The following is a 26,019-nucleotide window of genomic DNA, read 5'->3' as shown; positions in this document are numbered from 1 at the left end:
CGGGAACGCGCCGCACTCGCCCGCCGCCCCCGCGTGGCCGTCACACCGTTCCAGACCTGCGACGGCTGCGACCGCGCCTTCCGCTCCCCCACCCCGGGCCACTGCCGCGACTGCCGGGAGGACCGCGCGTACCGAACCGAAGCCGCACGGATTGCCGCCTGAGCCGGTCGTTCATCGTCCCGCTCCGAAGTACCGACGTACCGACGTACCGGAGCTCGGACGGCTCAGGCCACGAGAAGGCGGAGGCCCAGCTCTGCCGCGTCGAGGGCGGCGAGGTCGCGGTTGCGCTCGGACCACCGGCCCGAGGACAGGTCGCCGCGGAGGCTGTCCACCGCCCGCTGCTCGGCCTCCGGCCCGACCCGGGTCCACACCGATACCGCGCGGCGCACCTGTTCGTCGAGATACGCCTCGGGCCTGCGCCAGTGGGCCTCGAAGAACCCGTCGGCGCAGTCCCACGGAATGAGCACCGGTTCCGCGCGGCCCCCGATCGCCTGGGTCAGGTCGGTCAGCGACGGCCAGTCGACGAGGAGGCCGGCGAATTCGGGCAGGTAGTCGCGGGTGAGCCAGAAGCGTTGCCGCCAGCCGCTGCCACTGGCGTCGTACGTGAACACGACCACACGGCGGGCCACCCGCCGCATCTCACGCAGCCCGGCGACCGGGTCCCGCCAGTGGTGAACCGTGCTGACCGCCATCGCCGCGTCGAAGGACTGGTCCTCGAACGGGAGACGCTCCGCGGTGGCGGCCACGCACGGAGCCGCGTCCGGCGGGCGTTGCGCCCGCATGACCGCCGATGGTTCCACCGCCGTCACCTCACAGTCCGGGGGCTCGTAGGAGCCGATGCCCGCCCCCACGTTCAGCACGGTCCGCGCATCCCCGAGCGCCTCTCGGATCCGCGCGGCGATCCGTGGCTCCGTACACCGTGTGGCCGGGTACGCGGACCCGATGACGTCGTACAACTGCGCCCCGAACACTCTGAGTTGCTCCTCCGGCGTCGTTCTGATCCCCATGGCCCGCGCCTCCAGTTCCCGGTCGATGGCCGTCACCATGACGTCGGCGTGGTCGCGCTGTTCCCGCAGCAGGCCGCGCAGCCGGCGCAGGTGCGCGACCGCGTCGGTGTCCGGGTCGTCCACCAGGTCGGCGATCTCGCGCAGTCCGAAGCCCAGCCGCCGGTAGGCGATCACCTCGCGCAGCCGCTCCACGTCGCCCGCCGTGTAGGCCCGGTACCCGGCGGCGGTCCGCTCGGACGGCCGCACGAGGCCGATCTCGTCGTAGTGGTGCAGCGTGCGGACGCTCACGTCGGCCAGCCCGGCCACGCGCCCCACGGTCAGGTGCTCCTCCATGGGACGGACTATGGGGCATCACGTCACGTGAGGGTCAAGCGCTTCCCCGTTCCCGCCCACTCACCCACCGCACGTTCGGGCCCGCACCTGGGCCACGGCTACGATCCCAGCCCATGACGTCCACCACGCGCACCGAAGACGAGAACGTGAACGGAAACGGAAACGGGATCCAGGACGCCGAGCGGTACGAGATCGACACCGACCCGGACCGCATCGACATCGGCCTGGTGCACCTCTGGCTCTCCACCGACGCCTTCTGGGCCCTCGGCCGCAGCCGTGACCTCGTCGAACGGTCCATGCAAGGGTCGCTCAACTTCGGTGTCTACGGACCCGACGGGGCCCAGGTCGCCTACGCCCGGGTCGTCACGGACCGGGCGACCTTCGCCTGGCTCTGCGACGTCTACGTGGACCCGGCGCATCGCGGCCGGGGCCTCGGCGTACGGCTGGCGACCGCCGTGCGCGACCACCTCGCCCCGTACGAGTTGAAGCGGACCCTCCTCGCCACGCTCGACGCCCACGAGCTGTACGCCAAGGTCGGGTTCGTCCCCGTGGCCGATCCCACGATGCTGATGGTCCTGAGCGCCGAGCGGTAGGTGGGTACCGTGCCGGACGGAGGCGGGACACCGCCTCGCGACGACAGCCCGCACCACACCCTCGCCGCCCTGCTCACACGGGAGTCGGGGGCGGAGGTCGAGGCGGTCCGCGACCCGGACACGGGACGGTGGACGCTGGAATGGACGGACGGCGAGACCGTCGAGGGCGTGGAGCGGGCGGTCCGGGCGGCCGGCGGCTCGGGGGCTGCGCCGGCTCCGGACGCGGCTGCGTCGTTGCGGCTGAGGCGTCCGGGTGCGCAGGCGGTCAGTGGGCGATGCCGTCGATCAGTTCTCTCGCCCCTTGGCGCAGCAGGCTGACCAAATAGAGCGCGCGGAATCAGCACAGGGGGCGCGAGCAGCACGCGAGCACTCTCCCCGGGGAGCGGCCGGAAGCCGGAGCCTCCCCGCCCCCTCGCCACGCCGCTACCCCCACTCCGCCACCACCTCCCCGTCCTCCTCCACCCCCGTCGGGCGGAAGCCGAGCGAGGTGTACAGGTGCGCGGCGGCCTGGTTCTCCGGGGCGTAGGAGAGGCGCACCGCCGTGCCGTCCTCGCGGGCGGCGAGCCAGGACGCCAGGGTGCGTACGGCGGCCCGGCCGATGCCGGCGCCCTGGTGGGCGGCGTCGATCAGCATGCCGCCGATCCAGTGCGAACCGTCCTCGTCCCGGGCCCACATGAGGTGTCCGGCCACCTCGTCGCCCGCGCAGACGGCGAGCGAGGTCCAGGTGTCCTCGCGGCTGCTCAGCACCAGATAGCGGGCGGCCAGGGCCGGGACCCAGTCGCGCTGGTCGTCGTGGGGCGCGCTGTCGGCGACCGCCCGCCAGTTGTCCGCGTCCACCTCGCGCAGAGTGACGGTGCGGCCGGTCCTGTCCGTGTGTCCGTGGTCGATCATCCGCGCAGGGTAGGTCCCCCGGGCGGTGACCGACCACGGGTTTACGGCTGCGTCCTCATGGCTGCGAACTCACGGCTGCGTCATCGCCTGCCGGAAGCCCGTGTTCACCGCGAGGATGCCGCCGTCCACGCGCAGCGTCGTCCCGGTGATCCAGGCCGCGTCGCTGGAGGCGAGGAAGGCGACGGCGGACGCGATGTCCTCGGGGGTGCCGACGCGGCCCAGCGGGTAGAGGGCGGCGGCCCGGTCCAGTTCGGCGTCGCGACCCGCCCAGGCGTCGGTGCGGATCGTGCCGGGGGCGACCAGGTTGACGCGTACGCCGCGCGGTCCGGCGTGGCCCGCCAGCGTACGGGTGAGGCTGGTCAGGCCCGCCTTGGCGGCGCTGTACGCGTGGCCGCCGAAGTCCTGTTCGCCGTTGACCGAGCCGATCGTGACGATCGCACCCCGGCCCGAGGCGACCAGGTGCGGCAGCGCGGCGCGGGCGCAGCGGAACGGGCCGGAGAGCGTGATGTCCAGGTCGCGTTCCCAGACCTCGTCCGTCTCGTCCTCGAAGAGCGGGGTGTCCAGGCCCGCCGCGTAGGCGTTGTTGACCAGGACGTCGAGCCGGCCGAAGGCGGCGACCGCGTGGGCCACGGCCGCCTCGACCGCCGCACGGTCGGCCACGTCGCAGACGAGGGATTCGGCGGTGCCACCCGCCTCGCGTATCGCCGCCGCCGTGTGGGCGGCGCGCTTCGCGTCCAGGTCGGTGACGAGGACAGCGGCCCCTTCCGCCGCCAGGCGGCGGGCCGTCGCCGCTCCGATGCCCTGGCCGGCGGCGGTGATCAGGACGCTGTATCCGGCGAAACGGGCCGGGCTGCGGGCGGGTTCAGGTGTCATAGCGCCGACCGTACTGCCCTGACCAGGGCCTGGGAACGGGGGTCCGCGGTGACTCCCTTCTGGAGACCGTTGGTGACATAGCCCAGCGCGATGCCGGACTCCGGGTCGGCGAAGCCGAGGGAGCCGCCGCGTCCGGGATGGCCGAAGGAGCCGGGGCCCAGCAGCGGCGCCGCCGGGCCGTGCAGCATGTAGCCCAGGCCGAAGCGGGTGTTGACGACCAGCACCCGGTCCGGGCCCGCCGACTCCTCCGTACGGGCCAGCGTGAGCGTGGCGGGCGCGAACAGGCGGCGGTGGCCGTCGACGGGGCCGATCATGGCGGCGTAGCAGCGGGCCAGGCCCCGGGCGGTCGCGATGCCGCCCGATGCGGGGAGTTCGGCCGCCCGGTAGGCGGGGTCGTTCTCGTCGGGGAACGGGTCGATCGCGCCGAACGCCCTGCGGGTGAGGGAGTCCGGGTCCCGGTAGGCCTCGACGACGGAGCGTTTGGGGCGTACGCGCAGGGCCCCGGACGCGGCGGAGGCGGCCGGGGGCTCCACGGGGCCGATGCGGCCGATGCGGTGGGCCTCGTCGGCGGGGAGCCCGAACCAGAAGTCGAGGCCGAGCGGGCGGGCGATCTCCTCGGCGATCCAGCGGCCGATGGTGCGGCCGGTGGCGCGGCGGACCAGTTCGCCGATCAGCCAGCTGTAGGTCTGGGCGTGGTAGCCGTGGTCGGTGCCGGGCTCCCACTGCGGGCGCTGGGCGGCGACGGCGGCGGGTCCGGAGACCCCGTCGGCGGCCTCGGCGGGGGTGAGGGCGGTGTCCAGGGCGGGGACCCCGGCCCGGTGGGCGAGGAGGTCGCGGACGAGGACGCGTTCCTTGCCGTTCGCCTTGAACTCCGGCCAGTAGGTGGAGACCGGGGCGTCCAGGTCGACCTGCCCGCGCTGGTGGAGCAGCAGGGGGACGGCGGCGGCGATGCCCTTGCCCGCCGAGCGGACGATCTGGACGGTGTCGACGGCCCACGGTTCGGTGCCGTCGACGTCTCGCGTACCGGCCCACAGGTCGACGACCTTGCGCCCGTGGCGGTAGACGGCGACGGCCGCGCCACGCTCCCCGCGCTGCTCGAAGTTACGGACGAACGCCTCCGCTACCGGTTCGAACCCGGGCGCGACCGTGCCCCGTACGTCCACGGTGACGGCTCGGGGGACGGCTGGGACCACGGCTTCGGTGACGGTCAGGTCCGCTCCCGTGTGTGGTTCGGTTCCCCTGTCCGATCCCGGTCCCGTGCCCGGTTCCGCCCCCGTGCCTGGTCCCGATTCCGCTTCCGCGCCCGCCGTCGTGCTCACTCCCACGCTCCCGCTCATCCCCCCATGGTGCACGTTCCGGCAGGGTGTTCGGGGGTCGGGTCGCCGTGACCACCGTGCTGTCACGACCTGTTTACGCCAACGGAACGCTGACGGAGCGCGGGTCGAAGCCGAACGGCAGCTCCAGCCGGTGGGAGCGCATCAGTTTCTCGTCGCACAGGAGGTCCCGCGTACGGTCGTCGGCGGCGATGACGCCCTCGCTGAGGATGACGGCGCGCGGGCAGAGCTCCAGGGCGTACGGCAGATCGTGCGTGACCATCAGCACGGTGACGTCCAAGGAGCGTAGGATATCGGCCAGTTCGCGACGGGAGGCCGGGTCCAGGTTGGACGAGGGTTCGTCCAGGACGAGGATCTCCGGCTCCATCGCGAGGACGGTGGCCACGGCGACCCGGCGGCGCTGCCCGAAGGAGAGGTGGTGCGGCGGCCGGGCGGCGTACTCCTCCATGCCGACCTGCTTCAGCGCGCGCGCCACCCGCTCCTCCAGCTCCGGGCCGCGCAGTCCGGCGGATGCGGGGCCGAACGCGACGTCCTCGCGGACGGTGGGCATGAACAGCTGGTCGTCGGGGTCCTGGAAGACGATGCCGACCCGGCGGCGGATCTCGGCCAGATTCCGCTTGGCGACCGGGAGTCCGGCGACGCGCACCGTGCCCGAGCCGGCGTCCAGGATGCCGTTGAGGTGCAGGACGAGCGTGGTCTTGCCCGCTCCGTTGGGGCCGAGGAGCGCGACGCGTTCGCCGCGCCCGACGGTCAGGTCCACCCCGAAGAGGGCCTGGTGGCCGTCGGGGTAGGCGTAGGCCAGGCCGCTGACTTCCAGCGACGGCGCGTCATCCGTGGAAGAGGTCACAGGGTCCATCCCAGCAGACAGACGGCGAGCGCGAGTACGGGGAGAGTCGCCGCGTACGCCCACTGGGCGCGGGTGGCGGTCACCTCGTCGATGACCGGCATGGTGCCGGTGTAGCCACGGCTGACCATGGCGAGGTGAACGCGTTCGCCGCGTTCGTAGGAGCGGATGAACAGGGCGCCCGCCGAGGCCGCGAGGACCCGCCACTGCCGTACGCCGCGCGCCTCGAGGCCCCGGGAGCGGCGGGCGATCGACATGCGCCGCATCTCGTCGGTGACGACGTCCCCGTACCGGATCATGAACGAGGCGATCTGCACGAGCAGCGGCGGCAGCTTGAGGCGCTGGAGGCCGAGCAGCACGGCGCGCAGTTCGGTGGTGGAGGCCAGGAGCACCGAGGCGGCGACGCCGAGGGTGGCCTTGGCCAGGACGTTCCACGCGCCCCAGAGACCGGGGACGCTGACGGAGACGCCGAGCACACGCGTCTGCTCGCCCGGCACCACGAACGGCATGAGCAGGGCGAAGGCGACGAACGGCACCTCGACGACGAGCCGCTTCAGCAGGAAGCCGGCGGGGACGCGGGCCACGGCGGCGACGGCGGCCAGCAGCGCCGCGTACAGCCCGAAGGCCCACATCGCCTCGCGCGGGGTGGAGACCACCACGAGGACGAAGCAGAAGACGGCGGCGAGCTTGCAGTGCGGGGGCAGGGCGTGGACCGGCGAGTGTGCGTGCCGGTAGAGCTTGTGGGCGTGGCCCGCGCCCATGTCAGACGTGTCCGTGGTCGCGGTCGGGGCCTGGGCCCCGGTTGGAGTCGTGGCCGTGGCCGTGGGGGACGGTGCCGTGGTCGTCCTCGCGGCGGCGGCGGACCGCCCAGAACACCCCGGTACCGACGACGACGGTGGCGCTGACGCCGATCACTCCGGCGAGACCGCCGGAGAGGCGGGCGTTCGCGATGTCCCCGACGCCGTAATCGGCGAGCGGGGAGTCCGCCGCGCCGTGCTCCTCGGCCTTCTCGTCGATGCCCTGGTCGGCGGCGACCTTCTCCAGGCCGTCCGGGTCGGCCGAGGCGTAGAAGGAGACGACCCCGGCGAGCAGGAACGCCGAGACCAGTCCGGTGATCCAGAACCCACGGGTGGAGCGGGCCGGGGCCGCCGGTTCGGGATCGCGGGTGGCTGCGGGGGCGTCGACCAGTTCGCCGTCGATGCGGAGCTTGAGGGGGGCGGCCGGGCCGCTGACGCCGTGGACGAGGTCGGGGCGCACGGCCAGGACCGCGCCCACGGTCAGCGCGGTGATGACCGCCTCGCCGATGCCGATCAGGGTGTGCACGCCGACCATGGCCGTGAAGACCTTGCCGATCGGGATGTCCGTGGTGCCACCGATCCAGTAGAGCAGCGTGAAGGCGGCGGCCGCGGCCGGTACGGAGACCAGGGCGGCGACGAACGCGGAGGCGGTGGCCGATCTGCGGGTGCGCGGGAGCACCCCGGTCAGCAGCCGGAACAGGCCGTACGCGACGAGTACGGTGACCACGCCCATGACGGTGATGTTGACGCCGAGGGCGGTGAGGCCGCCGTCGGCGAAGAAGATGCCCTGCATCAGCAGGACCACCGATACGCAGAGCACCCCCGTGTACGGCCCGACCAGGATCGCGGCCAGCGCCCCGCCCATGAGATGCCCGCTGGTGCCGGCCGCGACGGGGAAGTTCAGCATCTGCACGGCGAAGATGAAGGCGGCGACGAGCCCGGCGAGCGGGGCGGTGCGCTCGTCCAGCTCACGGCGCGCGCCGCGCAGGCTGATCGCCACCGCACCGACGGCGATCCCCCCGGCGGCCACGGATACAGGTGCGTCGATGAAACCATCGGGTACATGCATGGGAGGCTCCGCTTCCTGCGGGGTCCGCACGGTCTCCACGCCCGTGCGGACGAGATCCTGCGGGCGGGGTCATGAACCCATCAATAGTAGTGCCCTCCTGCGAACTGTACGCAAGAGCGGAGGACCGGCAGATGGATCGGATCCACCGCGCCACTTCCGTGAAATATGGGACATTAGAGGGCAGAGCAACACATATAGGAGGAGCCGGTCCATGTCCCCTGTGATCGAAGTACACGCGCGTGCCCGGCTCATCACCGATGGCCCCCTGACCCGCCCGGTCCCCGTCGATCTGCGCTACGACCCGGCCGACGAGCGGCGTACCGTCCACATAGGACTGCCCGACGGCACCGACTGGGCGTTCGGCCGCGACCTCCTGGAGCGCGGCCTGCGGACCCCGATCGAGCGCGGCGACGTCCGCGTCTGGCCGTGCGGCCGTACGCAGCTGATCGTGGAGCTGCACTCGACGGACGGGGTCGAGGTGTTCCAGTTCGAGATCCGGACACTGATCCGCTTCCTCGCCCGCACCCGCGCGCAGACGCCGGCCACCCCGCCGGACGCCGGGCGGGAATCGCCGCCGCGGGCGCCGTCCCGCACCACCCGCCCGGAGCGGGGCGCGCAGGTGGAGCGTGGCGCGCAGACGGAACGGGGCGCGCAGCCCGCCCGCGGCTGAAGCGCCACCGGAAGGGCCGCCGGGACGAGCACCGGAAGAAGCGCCGGGAGGCCGCTCAGCCGCGACCCGAATCCGGCCCGGCAGGGCCGCCCGACGGCGCGTGAGGCGCCACGGCCGACGCCGGTGCCACGGCCGACGCCGCATCCGGTGCCGGGGGCGGTGCCGCATCCGGCACCGGGGCCGTGTGCAGAATGTCGCGGGCCTGCTCGGCGGCCCGCGCTATGCCCTCGGAGACGAAGTCGAGGAAGCGGGCGACGTTCTCCATGCGGACGGCGGCCGGAGTGCCGGGGACGAGGACGCCCACACCCTCCCGCGCGGTGTCGACCAGCTGGGCGGTGGCCCGGGCGCTGACCATCATCGACTGGTACCAGATGTCGTCGTCGACGATGTAGCGCTCCCGGCGCCGCTCGTCGCGCTCCCTGCGGACCATGCCCTGGCTGTCGAGGAACGCGATCGCCTTGGAGATGGACGCCGGGCTGACCTGGAGGCGCTGGGCGAGTTCGGGCGCGGTGAGGCTGCCCGAGTCGGTGAGGGTGAGACAGGCCAGCACCCGGGACATCATCAGAGGCATGCCCGACGTCATGATGACGGTGGCGAACTGCTCCTCGAACTCGCGCACGGCCCCGGCATCGCGCCCGTAGGGCTGCGCCGACGCCTGCGGCTCCCGGGGGGTCGCCTGCTTCCGCCGGTGCGCACGGCGTTCGGTGGCACGGTGAGCCAGATCGGCGCGATAGGCGGTGGGGCCGCCGTTGCGCATCACCTCACGCGTAATGGTCGAGGTCGGACGGTCCAGGCGCCTGGCGATCTCCGCGTAGGCGAGGCCGTCGGCCAGCCCCAGCGCGATCTGCTGGCGTTCCTGCTGAGTGAGCCTGCCTCCCGGCATCGCAGTTCTCCTTCGTGGTCCACGGAGTGCCCACTATAGCGTTCACCTTCAATCTATTGCAACGCAACACTATCTGACGTTGCGTTAACCCAATGGGTGTTGCAACGATTTGACGGGCCTGACCTGCAAATACAACGATCACTTGCAACGAAACTGTTGAAGGATCCATAAAGGCAACGTAGCTTTTTCCTCATCGGAAACAACGAGTGCAAGGAGAGCACGATGCAGAAGTTCGACACCACCGCCCCGGTCACCGCAGTCCTCGACATCCCCGCCGGACGCGTCCAGTTCATCGCCGCCGACCGGGCCGACGCCACCGTCGAGGTCCGGCCCGCCGACGCCTCCAGGAGCCGGGACGTGAAGGCCGCCGACCGGATCGAGGTCGCCTACGACGACGGCGTCCTGCGCATCGCCGCCCCGGCCGCCGGACACCGGATCCTCGGCGACTCGGGCTCCGTCGAGGTGACCGTCCAACTGCCCGCCGGATCCCACGTCGAGGCGCGCTCGGGCGCCGCCGAACTCCGCGGCGTCGGACGCCTCGGCGATGTCGCCTTCGACGGCGCGTACCGCCGGATCAAGATCGACGAGGCGGCGAGCCTCCGCCTCACCGCGATCGAGGGCGACGTCGAGATCGGCCGGCTGGGCGGCCCCGCCGAGATCAGCACCACACGGGGCGACATCAAGATCGCCGAAGCCACGCGCGGCACGGTCGTGCTCCGCACCGATTCCGGCGACATCGCGGTGACCGCCGCCGCCGGCGTCTCGTCCGCCCTGGACGCGGGCACGGACCACGGCCGCGTCAGCAACGCCCTGAAGAACAACGGCACCGCCGAACTCGACATCCGCGCCACCACGTCCCACGGCGACATCACCGCCCGCAGTCTCTGACCGCCCGCCTCGCACCCCCGGACACACCCCGCGGCACACCGTCCGCACGCCCCCCAACACACTCCCCGAGGAGCAACGACCATGACTCATCCGGCCATCGCGGCGAACGGGCTGCGGAAGTCGTACGGCGACAAGGCCGTCCTGGACGGCATCGACCTGACCGTCCCCGCAGGCACGGTCTTCGCCCTGCTCGGCCCCAACGGCGCCGGCAAGACCACCGCCGTCAAGATCCTCTCCACCCTCATCTCCCCCGGCGCCGGCTCCGGCGAGATCCGCGTCGGCGGGCACGACCTGGCCACCGACGCCCAGGCGATCCGTGCCGCGATCGGTGTCACCGGCCAGTTCTCCGCCGTCGACGGGCTGATCACCGGCGAGGAGAACATGCTCCTCATGGCGGACCTGCACCACCTGCCCAAACGTGAAGGGCGACGCGTCGCCGCCGAACTCCTGGAACGCTTCGACCTGGTGGAGGCCGCGAAGAAGCCCGCGTCCACCTACTCCGGCGGCATGAAGCGCCGCCTCGACATCGCCATGACCCTGGTCGGCTCCCCGCGGATCATCTTCCTCGACGAACCGACCACCGGCCTCGACCCGCGCTCCCGCCACACCATGTGGGGCATCATCCGCGAGCTGGTCGCCGACGGCGTCACCGTCTTCCTCACCACCCAGTACCTGGAGGAGGCCGACGAACTCGCCGACCGCATCGCCGTACTGAACAACGGGAAGATCGCCGCCGAGGGCACCGCCGAGCAGCTCAAGCGCATCGTCCCCGGCGGCCACGTCAAGCTCCGCTTCACCGACCCGGACGCCTACCGGAGCGCCGCCTCCGCACTGACCGGGGCCGCCCCCGACGACGAGTCCCTGTCGCTCTCCCTCCCCAGCGACGGCACCCAGCGCGAACTGCGCTCCATCCTCGACCACTTGGACGCCGCCGGCATCGAAGCCGACGAACTCACCGTCCACACCCCCGACCTCGACGACGTGTTCTTCGCCCTCACCGCCTCCACCACGCTGCCCGCACAGAAGAACCGGAACAGCCAGAACACCCAGGCCGACCAGCCGAAGGAGAACCTCCGATGAGCACCCTCGCCCTCTCCGTCCGCGACACCACCACCATGCTGCGCCGCAATCTCCTGCACGCCCGGCGCTACCCGTCCCTCACCCTGAACCTGCTCCTCACGCCTGTCATGCTCCTGCTGCTTTTCGTCTATATCTTCGGCGACGTGATGAGCGCGGGCATCGGCGGCAAGGACCGCTCCGACTACATCGCCTACATCGTCCCGGGCATCCTGATGATGACCATCGGCTCCACCGTGATCGGGGCCGCGGTGTCCGTCTCCACCGACATGTCCGAGGGCATCATCGCCCGCTTCCGCACCATGGCGATCCACCGCAGCTCCGTGATCACCGGGCACGTCGTCGGCAGCGTGCTGCAGATCCTCGCCAGCCTGGTCCTGGTCGGAGCCGTGGCCGTGGCCATCGGCTTCCGCTCCGTCGACGCCACCGCCCTGGAGTGGCTGGCCGCCTTCGGACTGGTCACGCTCTTCGCCCTGGCGCTCACCTGGGTCGCGGTCGGGATGGGCATGGCCAGCCCGAACGCGGAGGCCGCCGCCAACAGCGCACAGCCGCTGATCCTCCTCCCGCTCATCTCCAGCGCCTTCATCCCGGCGGACACCATGCCCGGCTGGTTCCAGCCGATCGCCGAGTACCAGCCCTTCACCCCCGTCATCGAAACCCTGCGCGGCCTGCTCCTCGGCACCGGGATCGGCCACAACGGCTGGCTGGCCGTCGGCTGGAGTCTCGGCCTGGTGGTGCTCGGCTACTTGTGGTCGAAGTCGCTGTTCCTCCGCGACCCGGCGGCGCGCTGACCGCGTGCGGCGCCCCGCCCGCGCCTCGCCCGCCCTCGACAAGAGGAACACCGCAAGAGGAAAGCCCCCGTGCAGTTCGCACGGGGGCTTTCGCTGTGCCGGTCCCCGTCCCCACAGGTAACCGGCGCTTCCGGGGCCACGCTCCGCTCAGACGCGGCCCCGGAGCTGGGAGGACACCGCCGGGACGGCCGGGTCAGACGCGGACGAGCTCGCGCTCACCCTCGCCGCCGCCGTCCCCGGGCCCCTGTTCGGAACCGGGCTCGTCGGTCAGCTGCTTCCGCAGCTTCTCGCCCTCCACGTCCACGTTGGGCAGCGCCCGGTCCAGCCAGCGCGGCAGCCACCAGGCCCGCTTGCCGAGCAGGGCAAGGACGGCGGGCACGATCGCCATCCGCACCACGAAGGCGTCGAAGAAGACGGCGATGGCGAGCGAGAAGCCGATCATCTTGATCATCTGCTCGCTGGAGCCGATGAAGCCGGAGAAGACCGCCATCATGATCACCGCCGCGGCCGTGACCACCCGTGCGCCGTGCTTGAAGCCGGTCACGATGGCCTGCCCGGGGCTCTCGCCGTGGACGTACGCCTCGCGCATCCGGGTGACGAGGAAGACCTCGTAGTCCATCGCGAGACCGAAGACCACACCGACCATGAAGATCGGCATCATGCTCATGATCGGACCGGTCTGCTCGACGCCGAAGAGCGAGCCGAGCCAGCCCCACTGGAAGACCGCGACGACCGCGCCGAGGGCCGCGACCACCGAGAGCAGGAAGCCCAGGGCCGCCTTCAGCGGGACGAGGATCGACCGGAAGACCAGCATCAGCAGCAGGAACGCGAGGCCGACGACAAGTGCCAGGTAGGGCAGCAGCGCGTCGTTCATCTTCTGCGAGAAGTCGATGTTCATCGCGGTCGCGCCGGTGACCAGCACCTCGGCGCCGGTGTCCGACTTCACGTCCGCACCCGCGTCACGGATGGAGTGGACGACCTCCTCCGTGTCGTGGGAGGACGGGCGGTCCTTCGGAATGACCGTGATCGTCGCGGTGTCGCCGGCCTTGTTGAAGGCGGGCGGGATGACGGCGCTGACGCCGATGGACTCGATCTCCTCGGAGACCCGATCGGCGGCGGCCTTGCCGTCGGAGCTGTTCTTCGTGTCGACGACGACCAACAGCGGACCGTTGAACCCGGGGCCGAAGCCGTCCGAGAGCATGTCGTACGCCTGACGCTGCGTGGTCGACTTCGGCTGGGCGCCGTCGTCGGGCAGGCCCATCTCCAGCGAGGCCGCCGGTACGGCGATGATGCCGAGGCCGAGCACGCCGACGAGCATCACCCAGACCGGCTTGCGCAGCACGAACCGCGCCCAGCGGGTGCCCATGTTCGGCTTGGCCTCGGAGCTCTTCTCCGCCTCGGCGGCCTTGCGCGCCTTGCGGCCCATGACCCGCTTGCCCGCGAAGCCGAGGGCGGCAGGCACGAGCGTGAGCGCGATGAGGACGGCGATGGCCACCGTTCCGGCGGCGGCGAAGCCCATCTTCGTCAGCATCGGGATGTTGACGACGGCCAGGCCCACCAGGGCGATGACCACGGTCAGACCGGCGAAGACGACCGCGGACCCGGCCGTGCCGACGGCCCGCCCGGCGGCTTCCTCGTGCTCCCGGCCCTCGGCCAGTTCGGCGCGGTAGCGGGAGACGATGAAGAGGGCGTAGTCGATGCCGACGGCGAGCCCGATCATCATGGCGAGGATCGAGGTGGTGGAGCCCAGGTCCAGCACACTGGCCAGCGCGGTGATCGTGGAGACCCCGATACCGACCCCGACGAGCGCGGTCACCAGCGGAAGTCCGGCGGCGACCAGCGAGCCGAAGGTGATGACCAGGACGATGGCGGCGATGACGACACCGATGATCTCGGCGGTCCCGGTGTGCGGCATGACCTGGAGGGCGTCACCGCCGATCTCCACCTTCATCCCGCTCTTCTGCGCGTCCTTGCCCGCGTCCTCCAGGGAGTCCCGGGTCGCGTCGGTCAGCTCCATGGAGCTGACCTTGTAGGAGACCGAGATGTACGCCGTCGAACCGTTCTGGCTCACGGCCTGCTGCTCGAACGGGTCGGCGACCGAGGCGATCTGCTCCGAGCCGGACTGCAGCTCCTTGACGATGCCGGTGATCTCGCTCTTGTTGGCGGGATCGGTGACCTTCTCGTCCCCGGGCGCCTTGAAGACGACACGGGCGGTGGCACCGTCGGCGCTGGTGCCGGGGTTGCGCTGATCCAACAGGTCGAAGGCGCGCTGCGCCTCCGTACCAGGAATGGAGAAGGAGCTGGAGGTGGCGGCGGGCGCGGTGGCCGCACCGATTCCGGCGACCGCCAGCAACGCCACCCAGATCAGGGCGACGAAGCGGCGGCGGCGGAAGGTGAGCCGTCCGAGCTTGTAGAGGAAAGTGGCCACGGGGGCGTACTCCCGGTCAGGTCGTGTGAGTGGAATTGGGCGTGAGGAACCAGCCCGACGACGAGAGCGGCGTGTCAGGTGGAGCGTCGGGGAGAGGGCCGTACGGGTGGGACGGGGACGTCAGACACCGAGGGCGGGGAGAACCACGGAATCCACGTAATCGATGAGGAACTCCTGGTCGACAGGACGGTCCTCGATCAGCTGCCGGGCGGCCAGCGCGCCGACCAGCATGTGCGGGATGTACTTCAGCGCCGGATTGTCCGGTCGCAGCTCACCCCGGTCCATCGCCCGTTGCAGCATCTGGTCGAAGCCGGTCATCTCCGGCTCGATCAGCAGCTCGCGCAGGGCCTGGAGCAGCTCGGGGTACTCATGGACGGCATGGCTCAGACCCCGCATCAGCGCGGCGTCCTTCTCCATCTGGCAGTCGTCGGTCCGGCTCAGCGCGGTATGGAAGTCCCCGCGCAGCGAACCGGTGTCGATGTCCGCGAGGTTCCCCGGCTTGTTGTGCCGCAGCGCCTTCGCGACCAGCTCGGGCTTGGAGCCCCACTGGCGGTAGAGGGTGGCCTTGCTCGACCGGGTACGGGCGGCGACGGCGTCCATGGTCAGGGCGTCGTAACCGACCTCGCGGAGCAGGTCGAGGACGGCCTCGTACAGCTCGCCCTCACGCTCGGGGGTCAGCCTGGTGCGTGCCATGTGCCGACCTCCTTCGCTTCACCTGTCCGGTATCCCGCTCATTGTCGCTCAGCCCCGCTCACCATCGAACGAAACTGTTTCGTACACCTGAACCGTACCCGCACGGCCCAGCGAAACGAAATCGTTTCGCTTGTGTTCTGCACCACAAGTTGCCCCGGGCCCCGCGCACCGAAAACATTGGGGGGTGAGTGACGACGTCGCGTATCTCCGTTTCCCGCACCTTCACCAGGACTTGCTGTGCTTCGCGGCCGAGGACGACCTCTGGGTCGCCCCCCTCGCCGCCGCCGGGCACCGCCCCGGACGGGCCTGGCGGGTGACCGTCGACCGGACCCGGGTCAGCCATCCACGCTTCTCGCCCGACGGCTCCTCCATCGCCTACACGACCTGGCGCACCCTGGACCCCGAGATCCACCTCGCCCCGGTGGACGGCGGCCCGGCCCGCCGGCTCACCCACTGGGGCTCGACCGACGCCCGGGTCTGCGGCTGGAGCCCCGATCCGGGCGAGGCCTGCCAGATCCTCGCCGTGTCCTCGCACAACCAGCCGTTCTCGTACTTCTCCTGGGCCTACAGCGTCCCCACCGACGGCGGCCCCGGCGGGGGGCTCCCCTGGGGCCCGGTCTCCGACATCGCGGTCGCCGACATCGACGGCGAGCGCCGCACCCTGCTGCTCACCGGCACGCCCCCGCACGAACCGGCCGCCTGGAAGCGCTACCGGGGCGGGGCCATGGGCCGCCTGTGGCTGCACGGCGAACGTCTGCTCCCGGACATCGACGGCCACCTCGCCAACCCGATGTTCGTCGGCCGCCGCATCGCGTTCCTCTCCGACCACGAGGGCGTCGGCAACCTCTACTCCTGCCTGATGGACGGCACCGACCTGCGCCGGCACACCGACCACGACGCCTTCTACGCCCGCAACGCCTCCAGCGACGGCCACCGGGTGATCTACCAGTGCGCGGGCGAGCTGTGGCTGGTCGAGGACCTGGAGTCGCCCGACGCCACCCCGCGCAAGCTGGAGGTACGCCTGGGCGGCCCGCGCACCGGCCGGCGCGTCCACCAGGTGCCCGCCGCCAGCAACGTCGACTCGCTCTCCGTCGACGAGACGGGCCGGGCCAGCGCCGTCACCGTACGCGGCAGCCTCTACTGGCTCACCCACCGCGACGGCCCCGCCCGCACCATCGCCGACACCCCCGGCGTCCGGGTGCGGCTGCCGGAGATGCTCGGCAGCGGCGGTCAGGTCGCGTACGTCACCGACGCGGACGGCCCCGACGCCGTCGAGATCGCCTACCTGCCGCGCGCCAGCGGCGACCGCGCGCCGCGCAGGCTGGCCTCCGGGCTGCTGGGCCGGGTCCAGGAGATGATCTCCGACCCGGACGGCGAACGCCTCGCCATCGCGTCGAACGACGGCCGACTGCTCCTCCTGGACACGGGGGAATCGGAGCCCCTGGAAACCGTGGAGAAGGCCCCCAGCGGCTCGACCCGCGCCCACCTCCACGCCGCCACGGGCGCGGCGGCCCCGGAGGGTGCCGCGCCGGTCGACGAGCACCCCGGCCTCACCGAGCTGATCCGCTCGGTCAACGGGCCCGTGCGCGACCTCGCCTTCTCCCCCGACGGCGACTGGCTGACCTGGTCGCACCCGGGCATCGGCCGCTCGCTGCGGCAGATCAAGCTGGCCCGGATCTCCGGCCCCGGCGCCCCGGTGATCGTCGACGTCACCAACGGCCGCTTCGAGGACGAGAACCCGGTCTTCACGGACGACGGCCGCTACCTCGCCTTCCTCTCCTGGCGCGGCTTCGACCCGGTGTACGACGTCCACACCGGCGACCTGTCCTTCCCGCTCGGCTGCCGCCCGTATCTGGTCCCGCTCTCCTCGGCGACCCCGTCCCCCTTCGCCCTCTCGCCCGACGGCCGTCCGGCGGCGGGCGGCCTGGACCCGGTGGACGTGCCGGAAGGCGGTACGTCGGAGGGGTCCACGGTCATGGTCGAGTTCGAGGGGCTGGAGAGCCGGGTGACGCCGTTCCCGGTCTCCGCCTCCAAGTACTCGGCGCTCGCCCCGGTGAGCGGCGGCGGTCTCGTCTGGCTGCGCTGGCCGATCTCGGGGGCGCTGGGCGAGACGTTCGCCAACCCGGCCGACATGTCGGGGCGGCCGACCCTGGAGCACTTCCACATCGCGAAGGCCCGCAGGACCGAACTGGTCGACCACCTCGACTGGTTCGCGGTCAGCGGCGACGCGTCCCGCCTGGTCGTGATGGACGACGGCGAACTCCGCGCCGTACCCGCCACCGAGCCCGGCGACACCGACTCCACCGTCTACCTGGACCTGCGCCGCATCCTGCACGAGGTCGACCCGGGGGCGGAGTGGCGCCAGGCGTACGGCGAGGCGGGGCGGATCATCCGCTCCTACTTCTGGGAGCCGGACATGTGCGGCATCGACTGGGACGGGGTGCTGGACCAGTACCGTCCCCTGGTCGAACGGGTCGCTTCGCCCGACGAGTTCGCGGACCTGCTGCGCGAGGTGCTGGGCGAGCTGGGCACCTCGCACGCGTACGTCTCCCCCGCCCGCCGCAACGAGGGCCCGCCGCACTACCAGCGCGCGATCGGCCTCCTCGGCGCCAACCTGGTCTGCCGGGACGGCGCCTGGACCGTCCAGCGGATCCTGCCCGGCGACTCCTCGGACTCCAAGGCACGTTCGCCGCTGGCGGGTACGGGGATCAGGGAGGGCGCGGTCCTCACCCACGTCGACGGCCGCCCCGTGGACCCGGTCGCCGGGCCGTACCCCCTGCTGACGGCGGCGGGCGGCACGACGGTGGAGCTGACCTTCGCCCCGGCGGGCGGCGGCCCGTCCCGCCGGGTGGCGATCATGCCCCTGGTCGACGAACGCCCGCTGCGCTACCAGGACTGGGTGGCCAAACGCAGGGACGTCGTACGGGAGTTGAGCGGCGGGAAATGCGGTTACCTGCACATCCCGGACATGGGCGGCTCGGGCTGGGCCCAGTTCAACCGCGACCTGCGTCTCGAAGTCTCCCGCCCCGCCCTGATCGTGGACGTACGGGGCAACGCGGGCGGCCACATCAGCGAGCTGGTCGTGGAGAAGCTCACCCGCAAGATCCTCGGCTGGGACCTGACCCGCAACGCCCGGGCGGTGAGCTACGCCTCCAACGCACCGCGCGGCCCGGTGGTCGCCCTGGCCGACGAGGCGACCTCCTCCGACGGCGACATGATCACCGCCGCGTTCCGGCTGCTGAAGCTGGGCCCGGTGGTGGGCCAGCGCACCTGGGGCGGCGTGGTCGGGATGACCGGCCGGCACCGTCTCGGCGACGGCACGGTGATCACGGTCCCGATGAACGCGGCCTGGTTCGACACGTACGGCTGGTCGGTGGAGAACCACGGCGTGGAACCGGACGTGGAGGCCCTGCGCACTCCGCTGGACTGGGCGGAGGGCCGCTACGCCGTCCTCGACGACGCGGTCCGCCTGGCCCTGGAACTGCTGGCCGCACACCCGGCGGCGACCCCGCCCTCGTACGAAACGGCCCCCAACCTGCGGCGCCCACCGCTGCCACCACGAGAGTCACCTTCGGGCCCGCCCCCGGGGCTCCGCCCCTCGAACGCCGACCACCCCAGCCCGCCCGGCGTTTGAGGGCATCGGTTGCAGCCCGCCCGGCGTTTGAGGACATCTTTCGGGCCCGCCCCAGGGGACGGCGGCCCACCGCCAAGAAGGAGGCGCACCCGGTCACCCGGGTGCGCCTCCTGAAGCGACGCGTACGCACGCGCGAACCGCAGCACGCACGCGTCACATCTCAACGACCGTCAACGGTCAAAACGCTCGCGCGCCTGGTCCTTCGCGTCCCGGGCACGGCCCGTCATGCCCGAGGAGGAGTCCGACTCCTGGTCACGGCCCTGGGAGGCCCGGTCCTTGGCCTCGTCCTTGCCCTGACCGGCCTTCTGCTTGGCCTGGTCGGCGAGCTCCTGCGCCTTGTCCTTGAACTGGTCTGCGATACCCATGCTGTTCACTCCTGTGGGATGCGTGGGGTAGGTGGGGGACGGCCCCCTGCGGGGCCTCGCCCAGCGTTGCATGACCCGACATCCCACGCATTTCGTACCGTTACGTACGGTCAGCACGCTCCGCACGCGCGTCCTGGTCCGCCGCTCCCCCGGCCCCCACCAGCCCCTTCGACACGGTGTGCAGCCGCGGCTCGAACCGCCGCATCTCGCGCTGCCCGCCGATCGCGATGACGGACGGCAGATAGCCGCGGACCGACTGCATCCCGCGCAGCCACCACTGGGCGTACACATGCGGGGAGCGCCGCGCGATCCCGTCCACGATCCGGTCGACGGCCGGGCCGAGCGGGTACGTACGGTTCATCGGCCACGGCAGCCGCTGGCGCAGCTCGCGCATCACGTCGTCCTGGTCCGCCCCGCGCACCATGTCGGTGTCGGTCCAGGAGAGGTAGCCGACGCCGACCTTGACGCCCTTGTAGCCGACCTCGGCGCGCAGGCTGTGCGCGAAGGCCTCGACGCCCGACTTGGACGCGCAGTACGCGGTCATCATCGGGGCCGGGGTGATCGCGGCCAGCGACGCTATCTGGAGGAAGTAGCCGCGGCTCTCCATCAGCACCGGCAGGAAGGCCCGCCCGGTGACCGCGCCGCCGATGAGGTTCACCTCGATGACCCGACGCCAGGCGTCCGGGTCGGAGTCGGCGAACGGGCCGCCCGAGGCGACGCCCGCGTTGGCGACGACGACGTCGACCTTGCCGAAGCGCTCCTTCACCTCGCGCGCCACCCGGGCCATCGCCTCGTGGTCGGTGACATCGGCGAACCAGTGGTCGCTCTCGCCGTGCAACCGCTCGGAGACCTTCTTCAGCTCGTCCCGCTCCAGGCCGACGAGCGCCAGCGTCGCCCCCCGCGCAGACAGCTTGCGGGCCAGCAGCTCGCCCACACCCCGGGCCGCGCCGGTGACGACGACGACCTGACCCTCAAGATTCCGCTTGCCGCTCATGCGACATCCTCCTTCTCCGCGGTGGCGGCTTTCCGCTCGGCGGCCCTCCCCGTGGCGACGTACCGGGTGACCAGCTCCCTGATCTTCGCCGTGACGGCCTCCGGGGCCTCCACCGGCGTCATGTGCCCCATGCCCGCCAGCTCGGTCAGCCCGAGCCCGACCGGCAGCGCGGCCGCGATGGCCCGCGCGTGGACCGGCGGGGTCAGCCGGTCGTCCGTGCCGGCGATCACCGCGGTCGGCACCCGCAGCTCGCGCACGCCCGCCGCGAGGTCCAGCTCGCCGAGCACATGGCCCCACTCCACGCGCGCGCGGCGCGGGCAGGCGTGCACGATGCGGGCGCAGGCGTCGACCCGGTCCGGAGCCGAACCGGCTCCCATCGTCGCGTACTTGAGGATCTTCCTGGAGACCGGGGTGACCGGCCCGAGCGGTGCTTTCGCGCCCAGTACGGCGGTGGTGAGCCGGGTCCGCAGCGCACCCGCGCGCAATGGCAGGACGCGGGCCTCGGCGGCCAGCCGCGTACTGCCGGTGGAACAGAGCAGCACGGCGGCGGCGTGCTCACGGAATCCGGGGCGCGCGGCGGCGGCCATCACCGTCATCCCGCCCATGGAGTGTCCGGCGAGCACCGCCCTGCGGCCCGGCGCGAGCGTCGCGGCCAGGACCGCTTCGAGGTCGTCGGCCAGCGCGTTCGTGCTGTAGCCGCCGGGCGCCGGTTCGGGAGTGAGCCCGTGGCCGCGCTGGTCGTAGGCGATGACCCGGTGGTCGGCGGCCAGGCCGCGTATCTGGGCGTCCCAGAAACGGGTGTTGCAGGTCCAGCCGTGAGCCAGGACGACCGCCGGGGCGTCCTCGGGGCCGTGCAGTTCGACGTGGATCCGGGAGCCGTCGGCGGAGCGCGCGGTCACCTCGGCCGCGGGCACCGGCGGTACGGTGTCGCGGTGCAGGAGGCGGCTCATCGCGCGGCCTCCTCGGCGACGGAACCGTTGCCGGAGCCGGAGGCGGAGGCCGTGCCGGAGCCGGAGGCCGTGCCGGAGGCGGCGGTCACGGTCTCGCGATCGGCGCGGCCGGGCTGTTCCGGTACGCGTCCGCTCCCGGCGGCCCGCCCCGTCCCGCCCGCCGAACCGGCCCGGACGACGTCGTACTCCGCGAGGTCCACCGAACGCGTCTGCCGCCGGAACTCACCCGTGGTGCCGGGCCAGACGGTGGTGTTGCGGCCCGCCTCGTCCAGGTACCAGCTGGTGCAGCCGCCGGTGTTCCACACCGTGCGCTTCATCCGCTGCTGGACCCGGTCGTTCCACGCGGTGACGGCGGCGGAACGGGCGCCGAGCGCGGCGCGTCCGCCCAGCACGTTCAACTGCCGCAGGTAGTCGGCCATGTAGTTCAGCTGGGACTCGATCATCAGGATCATGGAGGAGTTGCCGAGCCCGGTGTTGGGGCCGATGATCGTCATCCAGTTGGGGAACCCGGCGGCGGTCGCGCCGCGCAGCGAGTTCATCCCGTCCTTCCAGGACTCGGCGAGCGTGATGCCCTCCTCGCCGACGACCCGCTCCGCGATCGGCATGTCCGTCACATGGAAGCCGGTGCCGAAGATGATCGCGTCGACCTCCGCCTCGCTCCCGTCGGCGGCGACCACCGTGTTGCCGCGTATCTCGCTGAGCCCGGAGGCGACGACGTCCACATTGGGCTGGGCGAGGGCCGGATAGTAGGTGCTGGAGAGCAGGATCCGCTTGCAGCCGATGCGGTAGTCCGGGGTCAGCTTGGCCCGCAGGGCCGGGTCCTTGATGGCCCGCGCCATGTTGGACTTGGCTATCTTCTCGACCAGGCCCAGCTGATCGGGGTGCTTGGTGAAAGCGCTGACCTGCAACTCCCTTATGCCCCAGAGCAGTCCGCGACGCGCCGTGCCGGTGACGGGGACGGCCCGGTGCAGTGCCCGCTCGGCCTTGCTTATCGTGCGGTCCATGCGCGGCATGACCCAGGGCGGGGTGCGCTGGAAGAGGGTGAGCTTCGCGGTCTTCGGCTGTATCGCCGGGACGATCTGGATCGCGGACGCGCCGGTACCGACCATCGCGACGCGCTTGCCGGCCAGGTCGTAGTCGTGGTCCCAGCGCGCGGAGTGGAAGACCTTGCCGGGGAAGGAGTCGAGCCCGGGTATGTCGGGCGTCTTCGGGTCGGAGAGCGGCCCGGTGGCGGAGACGACGACATCCGCGTGGAGCACGGCCCCGTCGGCGGACTCGATCACCCAGTACAGGTTCTCCCTGTCCCAGGTCATCAGCTTCACCTCGTGGTTCAGCCTGATGTGCGGGCGGAGCCCGAAGGTGTCGGCGACGCGCTCCAGGTAGGCCCTGATGTGCTCCTGCCCGGAGAAGGTGCGCGGCCAGTCGGGATTGGGGGCGAACGAGAACGAATAGAGGTGGGACGGTACGTCGCAGGCGCAGCCGGGGTAGCTGTTGTCGCGCCAGGTGCCGCCCACCGAGTCGGCGCGCTCCAGGACGACGAAATCGGTGATGCCTTCGCGGCGCAGCCGTACGGCGGCCCCCAGGCCCCCGAATCCGGTTCCGATCACCGCCACACGTACGTGCTCCTGCTGGGCCATGCTGCCGCCTCCCGCTATACGTCACGCGACTCCGCCAGCAATCACTGGCATGGTTCGGAGGGTAGAGCAGGACCGTACTGATGGGTAGGGGGCGGACCGAGGAAAGTTACCGGCGGTACAACATAGGGTGCCCCTGTGGCCGAAGGACGCGAGCACCGCGAATACCGCATGGAGGAGCTGGCCAAGGAGGCCGGCATCACCGTGCGGACCCTGCGCTTCTACCGGGAGCGCGGACTGATCCCGCCACCCCGCCGCGAGGGCCGCATCGCCTGGTACGACGACCACCACCTGGCCCGGCTGCGGACCATCGCGGGCCTGCTGGAGCGCGGCCACACCCTCAACGGCATCGCCGATCTCGCGGCCACCTTCGAGAGCGGCCGGGACGTCGCCGAGGTGCTGGGCCTGGGCGAACCGACCGAGGAGACCCCGGTCCGCCTCACCCCGGAGCAGCTCGCGGACTACTTCGAGGGCGAGGTCACGCCCGAGAACCTCGCCACCGCACTGGACCTGGGCTATCTCGCCACCGACGGGGACGAGATCGTGCACATCAGCCGCCGCCTCCTGGAGGTGTCGGCCGAGCTCGTACGGGAAGGGGTGCCGCTGTCCACGGTGCTCTCCTCGGGCCGCCGCGTCCGCGAGCACGCGGACGCGCTCGCCGAGATCTTCGTACGCGTACTGCATGCCCACACCAAGGAGACCGAACCGACCCAGCTCCGCCCACTGGCCCGCGCGGTGGTGGACGCCGAGCTGTCGATGGCCCTCGACCGGAGGCTGCGCCGCGAGGACGGCACACAGCCCCCGAAGTCCGACTGACGCACCCCTCCCCGGGGCGCCGACCGGGTTCCCCGGCGTGCGGGCGGGATTCTCCAGGGTGCCGACCGGGTCCTCCGGGGTGCCGACCGGGGCTACCGCTCGTAGACGACCGTCACCGGCGCGTGGTCGCTCCAGCGCTCGTCGTGCGTGGCCGCCCGCTCCACCCAGGCCTTCACCGCGCGCCCGGCCAGCCCCGGGGTCGCCATCTGGTAGTCGATGCGCCAGCCGCTGTCGTTGTCGAAGGCCCGCCCCCGGTACGACCACCAGCTGTACGGCCCCTCGACATCCGGGTGCAGCGCCCGCACGACGTCCACGTACGCCGCCTCCTCCAGGACCCGGGTCAGCCAGGCGCGCTCCTCGGGAAGGAAGCCGGAGCTCTTGCGGTTGGCCTTCCAGTTCTTCAGGTCCGCCTCCCGGTGGGCGATGTTCCAGTCGCCGCAGACCACGACCTCACGGCCGTCCGCCGCCGCCCGTCCTTTCAGACCCTGGAGGTAGGGCAGGAAGGCGGCCATGAAGCGCTCCTTCTCGTCCTGGCGCTCGGTGCCGACCTCACCGGAGGGCAGGTACAGGCTCGCGACGGTGACACCGGGGAGGTCGATCTCCACATACCGGCCGCTCGCGTCGAACTCCTCCGCCCCGGGAACCCCGAAACCGCCGAAGCCGGTCTGGACCCGCTCGGGGGCCTGCCGCGAGTAGAGCGAGACGCCGGCGCGGCCCTTGGCGGCGGCGGGCGCGTGGACGGTGTGCCACCCTTCGGGGGTGCCCACCCCTTCGGGCAGCTGGGCGAGCTCGGCCCGCACTTCCTGGAGGCAGACCACATCGGCACCGGTCCCCGCCAGCCACTCGACGAAGCCCTTCTTGGCGGCGGCGCGGAGCCCATTAACATTCACGGAGGTCACTGTGAGCAAAACATGCTCCCCATCTTCATGAGCGTTCGTAGCTCACTGACGGAGGTCACTGTGAGCATCCCGGAACAGTACCCACTCCACCCCTACGCATAGATGTACGATACTTAGCATGATTATTCAGACTCGGCCTTTCGACCACCCCGACGCCGTCAAACTCAACGACCAGGTGCAGCTCGAATACGACGAGCGCTACGGCGATGGGGGCGATCTCACACCGCTCGACCCCTCGATGTTCCTTCCACCGCGCGGCCTGTACCTGCTCGCCTACGACGAGCTGGACCGCCCGGTGGCGACCGGCGGCTGGCGGACCCAGGACCGCAACGCCGAGGGCTACGGGGACGGCGACGCCGAGATCAAGCGGATGTTCGTGATACCCGAGGGGCGCGGCAGGGGCCTGGCACGGCGGATGCTGGCCGCCCTGGAAGAGGACGCGCGCGCCGCCGGGCGGATCCGGATGGTTCTGGAGACCGGCGACCAGCAGCCCGAGGCCATCGCGCTGTACGCGTCGAGCGGCTACACGGTGTGCGAGAAGTTCGGCCACTACCGGGAGTACGAGAGCAGCATCTGCATGGCCAAGCCGCTCCAGCGGCCCGGCGCCTGATCCGGCTCCCCGGCCCCCGGGGAGCCGGCCCGTCCGGCGGGGCGTTCGCTCAGGCACCCCCGCCGAGCACCAGGACCACATGCTCGTTCTCCCCGTGCCGCTCCGTGCCGGTCGCCGTGAACCCGCACTTCTCCAGCAGCCGTACCGAGCCGGTGTTCCCGGCGACGGGGTCCGCGTACAACGGGCGTGCCGTCTCCCGCTCCAGGAACGCGGTCAACGCCAGGGTGCCGATGCCCCGGCCCCAGTACGGACGGCCGAGCCAGTAGCCGATGTAGCGCCGCTCGCCTTCCCACCAGGCCACGATGTTTCCCGCCGTGCCGCCGTCCACGACGACCGTCTGCACGAGGTTGGCGGGGTCCCCCAGCACCTTCGACGTCCAGTGCGCCATGAACGCCTCGCGCTCCCGGGGAGGGAAGCGCGATCTCCGGACCGCCTCCGGATCGTGCTCGTACGCGAGGAAGACCTCCAGGTCCGCTGGTTCGACATCCCTGAGCCGCACGCTGTTCTCCATGCCGACCGAGTCTGGCACCCGCCACTGACAATCGGCCGGGGCCGCTCAGCGCGGGGTGGCCAGCACCTGGGTCCAGTAGGGGCCGCGCGGGGAGTCGGCGATGCCCACGCCCACATGGACGAAATCGCAGTTGAAGATGTCGCCGTCGCGGCCCGGGCTGTTGCGCCACTCCTCGACGACCGCGGCCGGGTCGCTCATACCGGTCGCGATGGTCTCCCCCACAGCCGACCAGTCGTAGCCCGTGGCGTCGACCCGGTCGCCCGCGCCCCGGCCCGAGGAGTCCGTGTGGTCGAAGTAGTTCTGCGCGGCCATGTCCTCGGAGTGCCGCTGGGCCACCCCGGTCAGCCGGGGGTCGGTCTCCAGCTCCGGGCAGCCGTTCGCGGCGCGCAGGGTGTTGACCCGGGTGACCACGCCCGCTTCCGGGCGGGGGCGCGG

The 26,019-nt window shown here is 71.7% G+C and carries 25 protein-coding genes; 8 read left to right on the top strand and 17 right to left on the bottom strand.

What is annotated here, in order from left to right:
* Positions 1–224 precede the first annotated feature (224 nt).
* Entirely contained in the window at positions 225–1,340 is a 1,116-nt protein-coding gene (locus HET64_RS17690; protein WP_215106686.1) for a MerR family transcriptional regulator, read from the bottom strand.
* 113 nt (positions 1,341–1,453) lie between these two features.
* Here HET64_RS17690 and HET64_RS17685 point away from each other — a divergent pair, with 113 nt between their 5' ends.
* Positions 1,454–1,933, top strand: a complete 480-nt coding sequence (locus tag HET64_RS17685) for a GNAT family N-acetyltransferase (RefSeq protein ID WP_215106684.1) — start codon at positions 1,454–1,456, stop codon at positions 1,931–1,933.
* Between the two features lie 423 nt (positions 1,934–2,356).
* Here HET64_RS17685 and HET64_RS17680 read toward each other — a convergent pair whose 3' ends face one another.
* From HET64_RS17680 to HET64_RS17655, 6 genes are all read right to left on the bottom strand, one after another.
* Entirely contained in the window at positions 2,357–2,824 is a 468-nt protein-coding gene (locus tag HET64_RS17680) for a GNAT family N-acetyltransferase (protein ID WP_215106682.1), read from the bottom strand.
* 69 nt (positions 2,825–2,893) lie between these two features.
* A complete protein-coding gene (locus tag HET64_RS17675) occupies positions 2,894–3,697 on the bottom strand; it encodes an SDR family NAD(P)-dependent oxidoreductase (RefSeq protein WP_215106680.1) in 804 nt (267 codons plus the stop codon).
* Positions 3,694–4,860: a serine hydrolase domain-containing protein gene (locus HET64_RS17670; RefSeq protein ID WP_215106690.1), complete on the bottom strand. Its 1,167-nt coding sequence runs from the start codon at positions 4,858–4,860 to the stop codon at positions 3,694–3,696. Before HET64_RS17670 ends, HET64_RS17675 begins: the two co-directional genes overlap by 4 nt.
* A gap of 247 nt (positions 4,861–5,107) precedes the next feature.
* Positions 5,108–5,887 carry an energy-coupling factor ABC transporter ATP-binding protein gene (locus HET64_RS17665; RefSeq protein WP_215106678.1) on the bottom strand — a complete coding sequence of 260 codons (780 nt, stop codon included), beginning with the start codon at positions 5,885–5,887 and terminating at the stop codon, positions 5,108–5,110.
* Positions 5,875–6,636, bottom strand: coding sequence for a cobalt ECF transporter T component CbiQ (gene cbiQ, locus HET64_RS17660; RefSeq protein WP_215106676.1), 762 nt, complete (start codon positions 6,634–6,636; stop codon positions 5,875–5,877). Before cbiQ ends, HET64_RS17665 begins: the two co-directional genes overlap by 13 nt.
* 1 nt (position 6,637) lies before the next feature.
* Positions 6,638–7,741, bottom strand: a complete 1,104-nt coding sequence (locus HET64_RS17655) for an energy-coupling factor ABC transporter permease (protein ID WP_215106675.1) — start codon at positions 7,739–7,741, stop codon at positions 6,638–6,640.
* A 211-nt stretch (positions 7,742–7,952) separates the two neighbouring features.
* Here HET64_RS17655 and HET64_RS17650 point away from each other — a divergent pair, with 211 nt between their 5' ends.
* Positions 7,953–8,411, top strand: coding sequence for an SsgA family sporulation/cell division regulator (locus tag HET64_RS17650; protein WP_215106674.1), 459 nt, complete (start codon positions 7,953–7,955; stop codon positions 8,409–8,411).
* A 55-nt stretch (positions 8,412–8,466) separates the two neighbouring features.
* On the opposite strand, the gene HET64_RS17645 is transcribed toward HET64_RS17650, so the two are convergent.
* The gene (locus HET64_RS17645) at positions 8,467–9,294 is read right to left on the bottom strand and encodes a helix-turn-helix domain-containing protein (protein WP_215106672.1); all 828 of its coding nucleotides are present in this window, start codon (positions 9,292–9,294) and stop codon (positions 8,467–8,469) included.
* Between the two features lie 222 nt (positions 9,295–9,516).
* On the opposite strand from HET64_RS17645, the gene HET64_RS17640 reads away from it, so the two are divergent.
* The 3 genes from HET64_RS17640 (at position 9,517) to HET64_RS17630 (ending at position 12,050) form a co-directional block, all read left to right on the top strand.
* Positions 9,517–10,182 (top strand): DUF4097 family beta strand repeat-containing protein, encoded by a 666-nt coding sequence (locus HET64_RS17640; RefSeq protein WP_215106670.1) that lies wholly within the window; start codon positions 9,517–9,519, stop codon positions 10,180–10,182.
* Positions 10,183–10,263: 81 nt separating this feature from the next.
* Positions 10,264–11,262: an ATP-binding cassette domain-containing protein gene (locus HET64_RS17635; RefSeq protein ID WP_215106668.1), complete on the top strand. Its 999-nt coding sequence runs from the start codon at positions 10,264–10,266 to the stop codon at positions 11,260–11,262.
* On the top strand, positions 11,259–12,050 hold the full coding sequence (locus tag HET64_RS17630) for an ABC transporter permease (protein WP_215106666.1): 792 nt from the start codon (positions 11,259–11,261) through the stop codon (positions 12,048–12,050). The genes HET64_RS17635 and HET64_RS17630 overlap by 4 nt, the downstream gene beginning before the upstream one ends.
* Before the next feature lie 193 nt (positions 12,051–12,243).
* On the opposite strand, the gene HET64_RS17625 is transcribed toward HET64_RS17630, so the two are convergent.
* Positions 12,244–14,478, bottom strand: coding sequence for an MMPL family transporter (locus tag HET64_RS17625; RefSeq protein ID WP_215106664.1), 2,235 nt, complete (start codon positions 14,476–14,478; stop codon positions 12,244–12,246).
* 120 nt (positions 14,479–14,598) lie between these two features.
* The gene (locus tag HET64_RS17620) at positions 14,599–15,171 is read right to left on the bottom strand and encodes a TetR/AcrR family transcriptional regulator (protein ID WP_215106662.1); all 573 of its coding nucleotides are present in this window, start codon (positions 15,169–15,171) and stop codon (positions 14,599–14,601) included.
* Positions 15,172–15,355: 184 nt separating this feature from the next.
* Here HET64_RS17620 and HET64_RS17615 point away from each other — a divergent pair, with 184 nt between their 5' ends.
* Positions 15,356–18,805 carry a S41 family peptidase gene (locus HET64_RS17615; protein ID WP_308370153.1) on the top strand — a complete coding sequence of 1,150 codons (3,450 nt, stop codon included), beginning with the start codon at positions 15,356–15,358 and terminating at the stop codon, positions 18,803–18,805.
* Positions 18,806–18,975: 170 nt separating this feature from the next.
* On the opposite strand, the gene HET64_RS17610 is transcribed toward HET64_RS17615, so the two are convergent.
* The 4 genes from HET64_RS17610 to HET64_RS17595 all read right to left on the bottom strand — a co-directional run bounded on the left by HET64_RS17610 (position 18,976) and on the right by HET64_RS17595 (position 22,751).
* Entirely contained in the window at positions 18,976–19,170 is a 195-nt protein-coding gene (locus HET64_RS17610) for a hypothetical protein (protein WP_215106660.1), read from the bottom strand.
* A 100-nt stretch (positions 19,171–19,270) separates the two neighbouring features.
* Positions 19,271–20,164: an SDR family oxidoreductase gene (locus tag HET64_RS17605; protein WP_215106657.1), complete on the bottom strand. Its 894-nt coding sequence runs from the start codon at positions 20,162–20,164 to the stop codon at positions 19,271–19,273.
* Positions 20,161–21,114, bottom strand: coding sequence for an alpha/beta fold hydrolase (locus tag HET64_RS17600; RefSeq protein WP_215106655.1), 954 nt, complete (start codon positions 21,112–21,114; stop codon positions 20,161–20,163). The genes HET64_RS17605 and HET64_RS17600 overlap by 4 nt, the downstream gene beginning before the upstream one ends.
* Positions 21,111–22,751, bottom strand: coding sequence for an NAD(P)/FAD-dependent oxidoreductase (locus HET64_RS17595; RefSeq protein WP_215106653.1), 1,641 nt, complete (start codon positions 22,749–22,751; stop codon positions 21,111–21,113). Before HET64_RS17595 ends, HET64_RS17600 begins: the two co-directional genes overlap by 4 nt.
* A 168-nt stretch (positions 22,752–22,919) precedes the next feature.
* Between HET64_RS17595 and HET64_RS17590 the strand changes: the two genes are divergently transcribed.
* The gene (locus HET64_RS17590; protein ID WP_215106688.1) at positions 22,920–23,564 is read left to right on the top strand and encodes a MerR family transcriptional regulator; all 645 of its coding nucleotides are present in this window, start codon (positions 22,920–22,922) and stop codon (positions 23,562–23,564) included.
* A gap of 92 nt (positions 23,565–23,656) precedes the next feature.
* On the opposite strand, the gene HET64_RS17585 is transcribed toward HET64_RS17590, so the two are convergent.
* Positions 23,657–24,472 carry an exodeoxyribonuclease III gene (locus tag HET64_RS17585; protein WP_215106651.1) on the bottom strand — a complete coding sequence of 272 codons (816 nt, stop codon included), beginning with the start codon at positions 24,470–24,472 and terminating at the stop codon, positions 23,657–23,659.
* A gap of 109 nt (positions 24,473–24,581) precedes the next feature.
* Here HET64_RS17585 and HET64_RS17580 point away from each other — a divergent pair, with 109 nt between their 5' ends.
* Positions 24,582–25,073 carry a GNAT family N-acetyltransferase gene (locus HET64_RS17580; protein WP_215106649.1) on the top strand — a complete coding sequence of 164 codons (492 nt, stop codon included), beginning with the start codon at positions 24,582–24,584 and terminating at the stop codon, positions 25,071–25,073.
* A 49-nt stretch (positions 25,074–25,122) separates the two neighbouring features.
* On the opposite strand, the gene HET64_RS17575 is transcribed toward HET64_RS17580, so the two are convergent.
* Positions 25,123–25,584: a GNAT family N-acetyltransferase gene (locus HET64_RS17575; RefSeq protein WP_215106646.1), complete on the bottom strand. Its 462-nt coding sequence runs from the start codon at positions 25,582–25,584 to the stop codon at positions 25,123–25,125.
* Positions 25,585–25,629: 45 nt separating this feature from the next.
* Positions 25,630–26,019, bottom strand: a 390-nt coding sequence (locus HET64_RS17570) for a CAP domain-containing protein (RefSeq protein ID WP_215106644.1), incomplete at its 5' end; no start/stop codon positions are given.

It is taken from the genome of Streptomyces sp. McG3, from assembly GCF_018619185.1.
Classification (GTDB): domain Bacteria; phylum Actinomycetota; class Actinomycetes; order Streptomycetales; family Streptomycetaceae; genus Streptomyces.
This window is presented reverse-complemented; position numbering and strand designations above follow the sequence as displayed.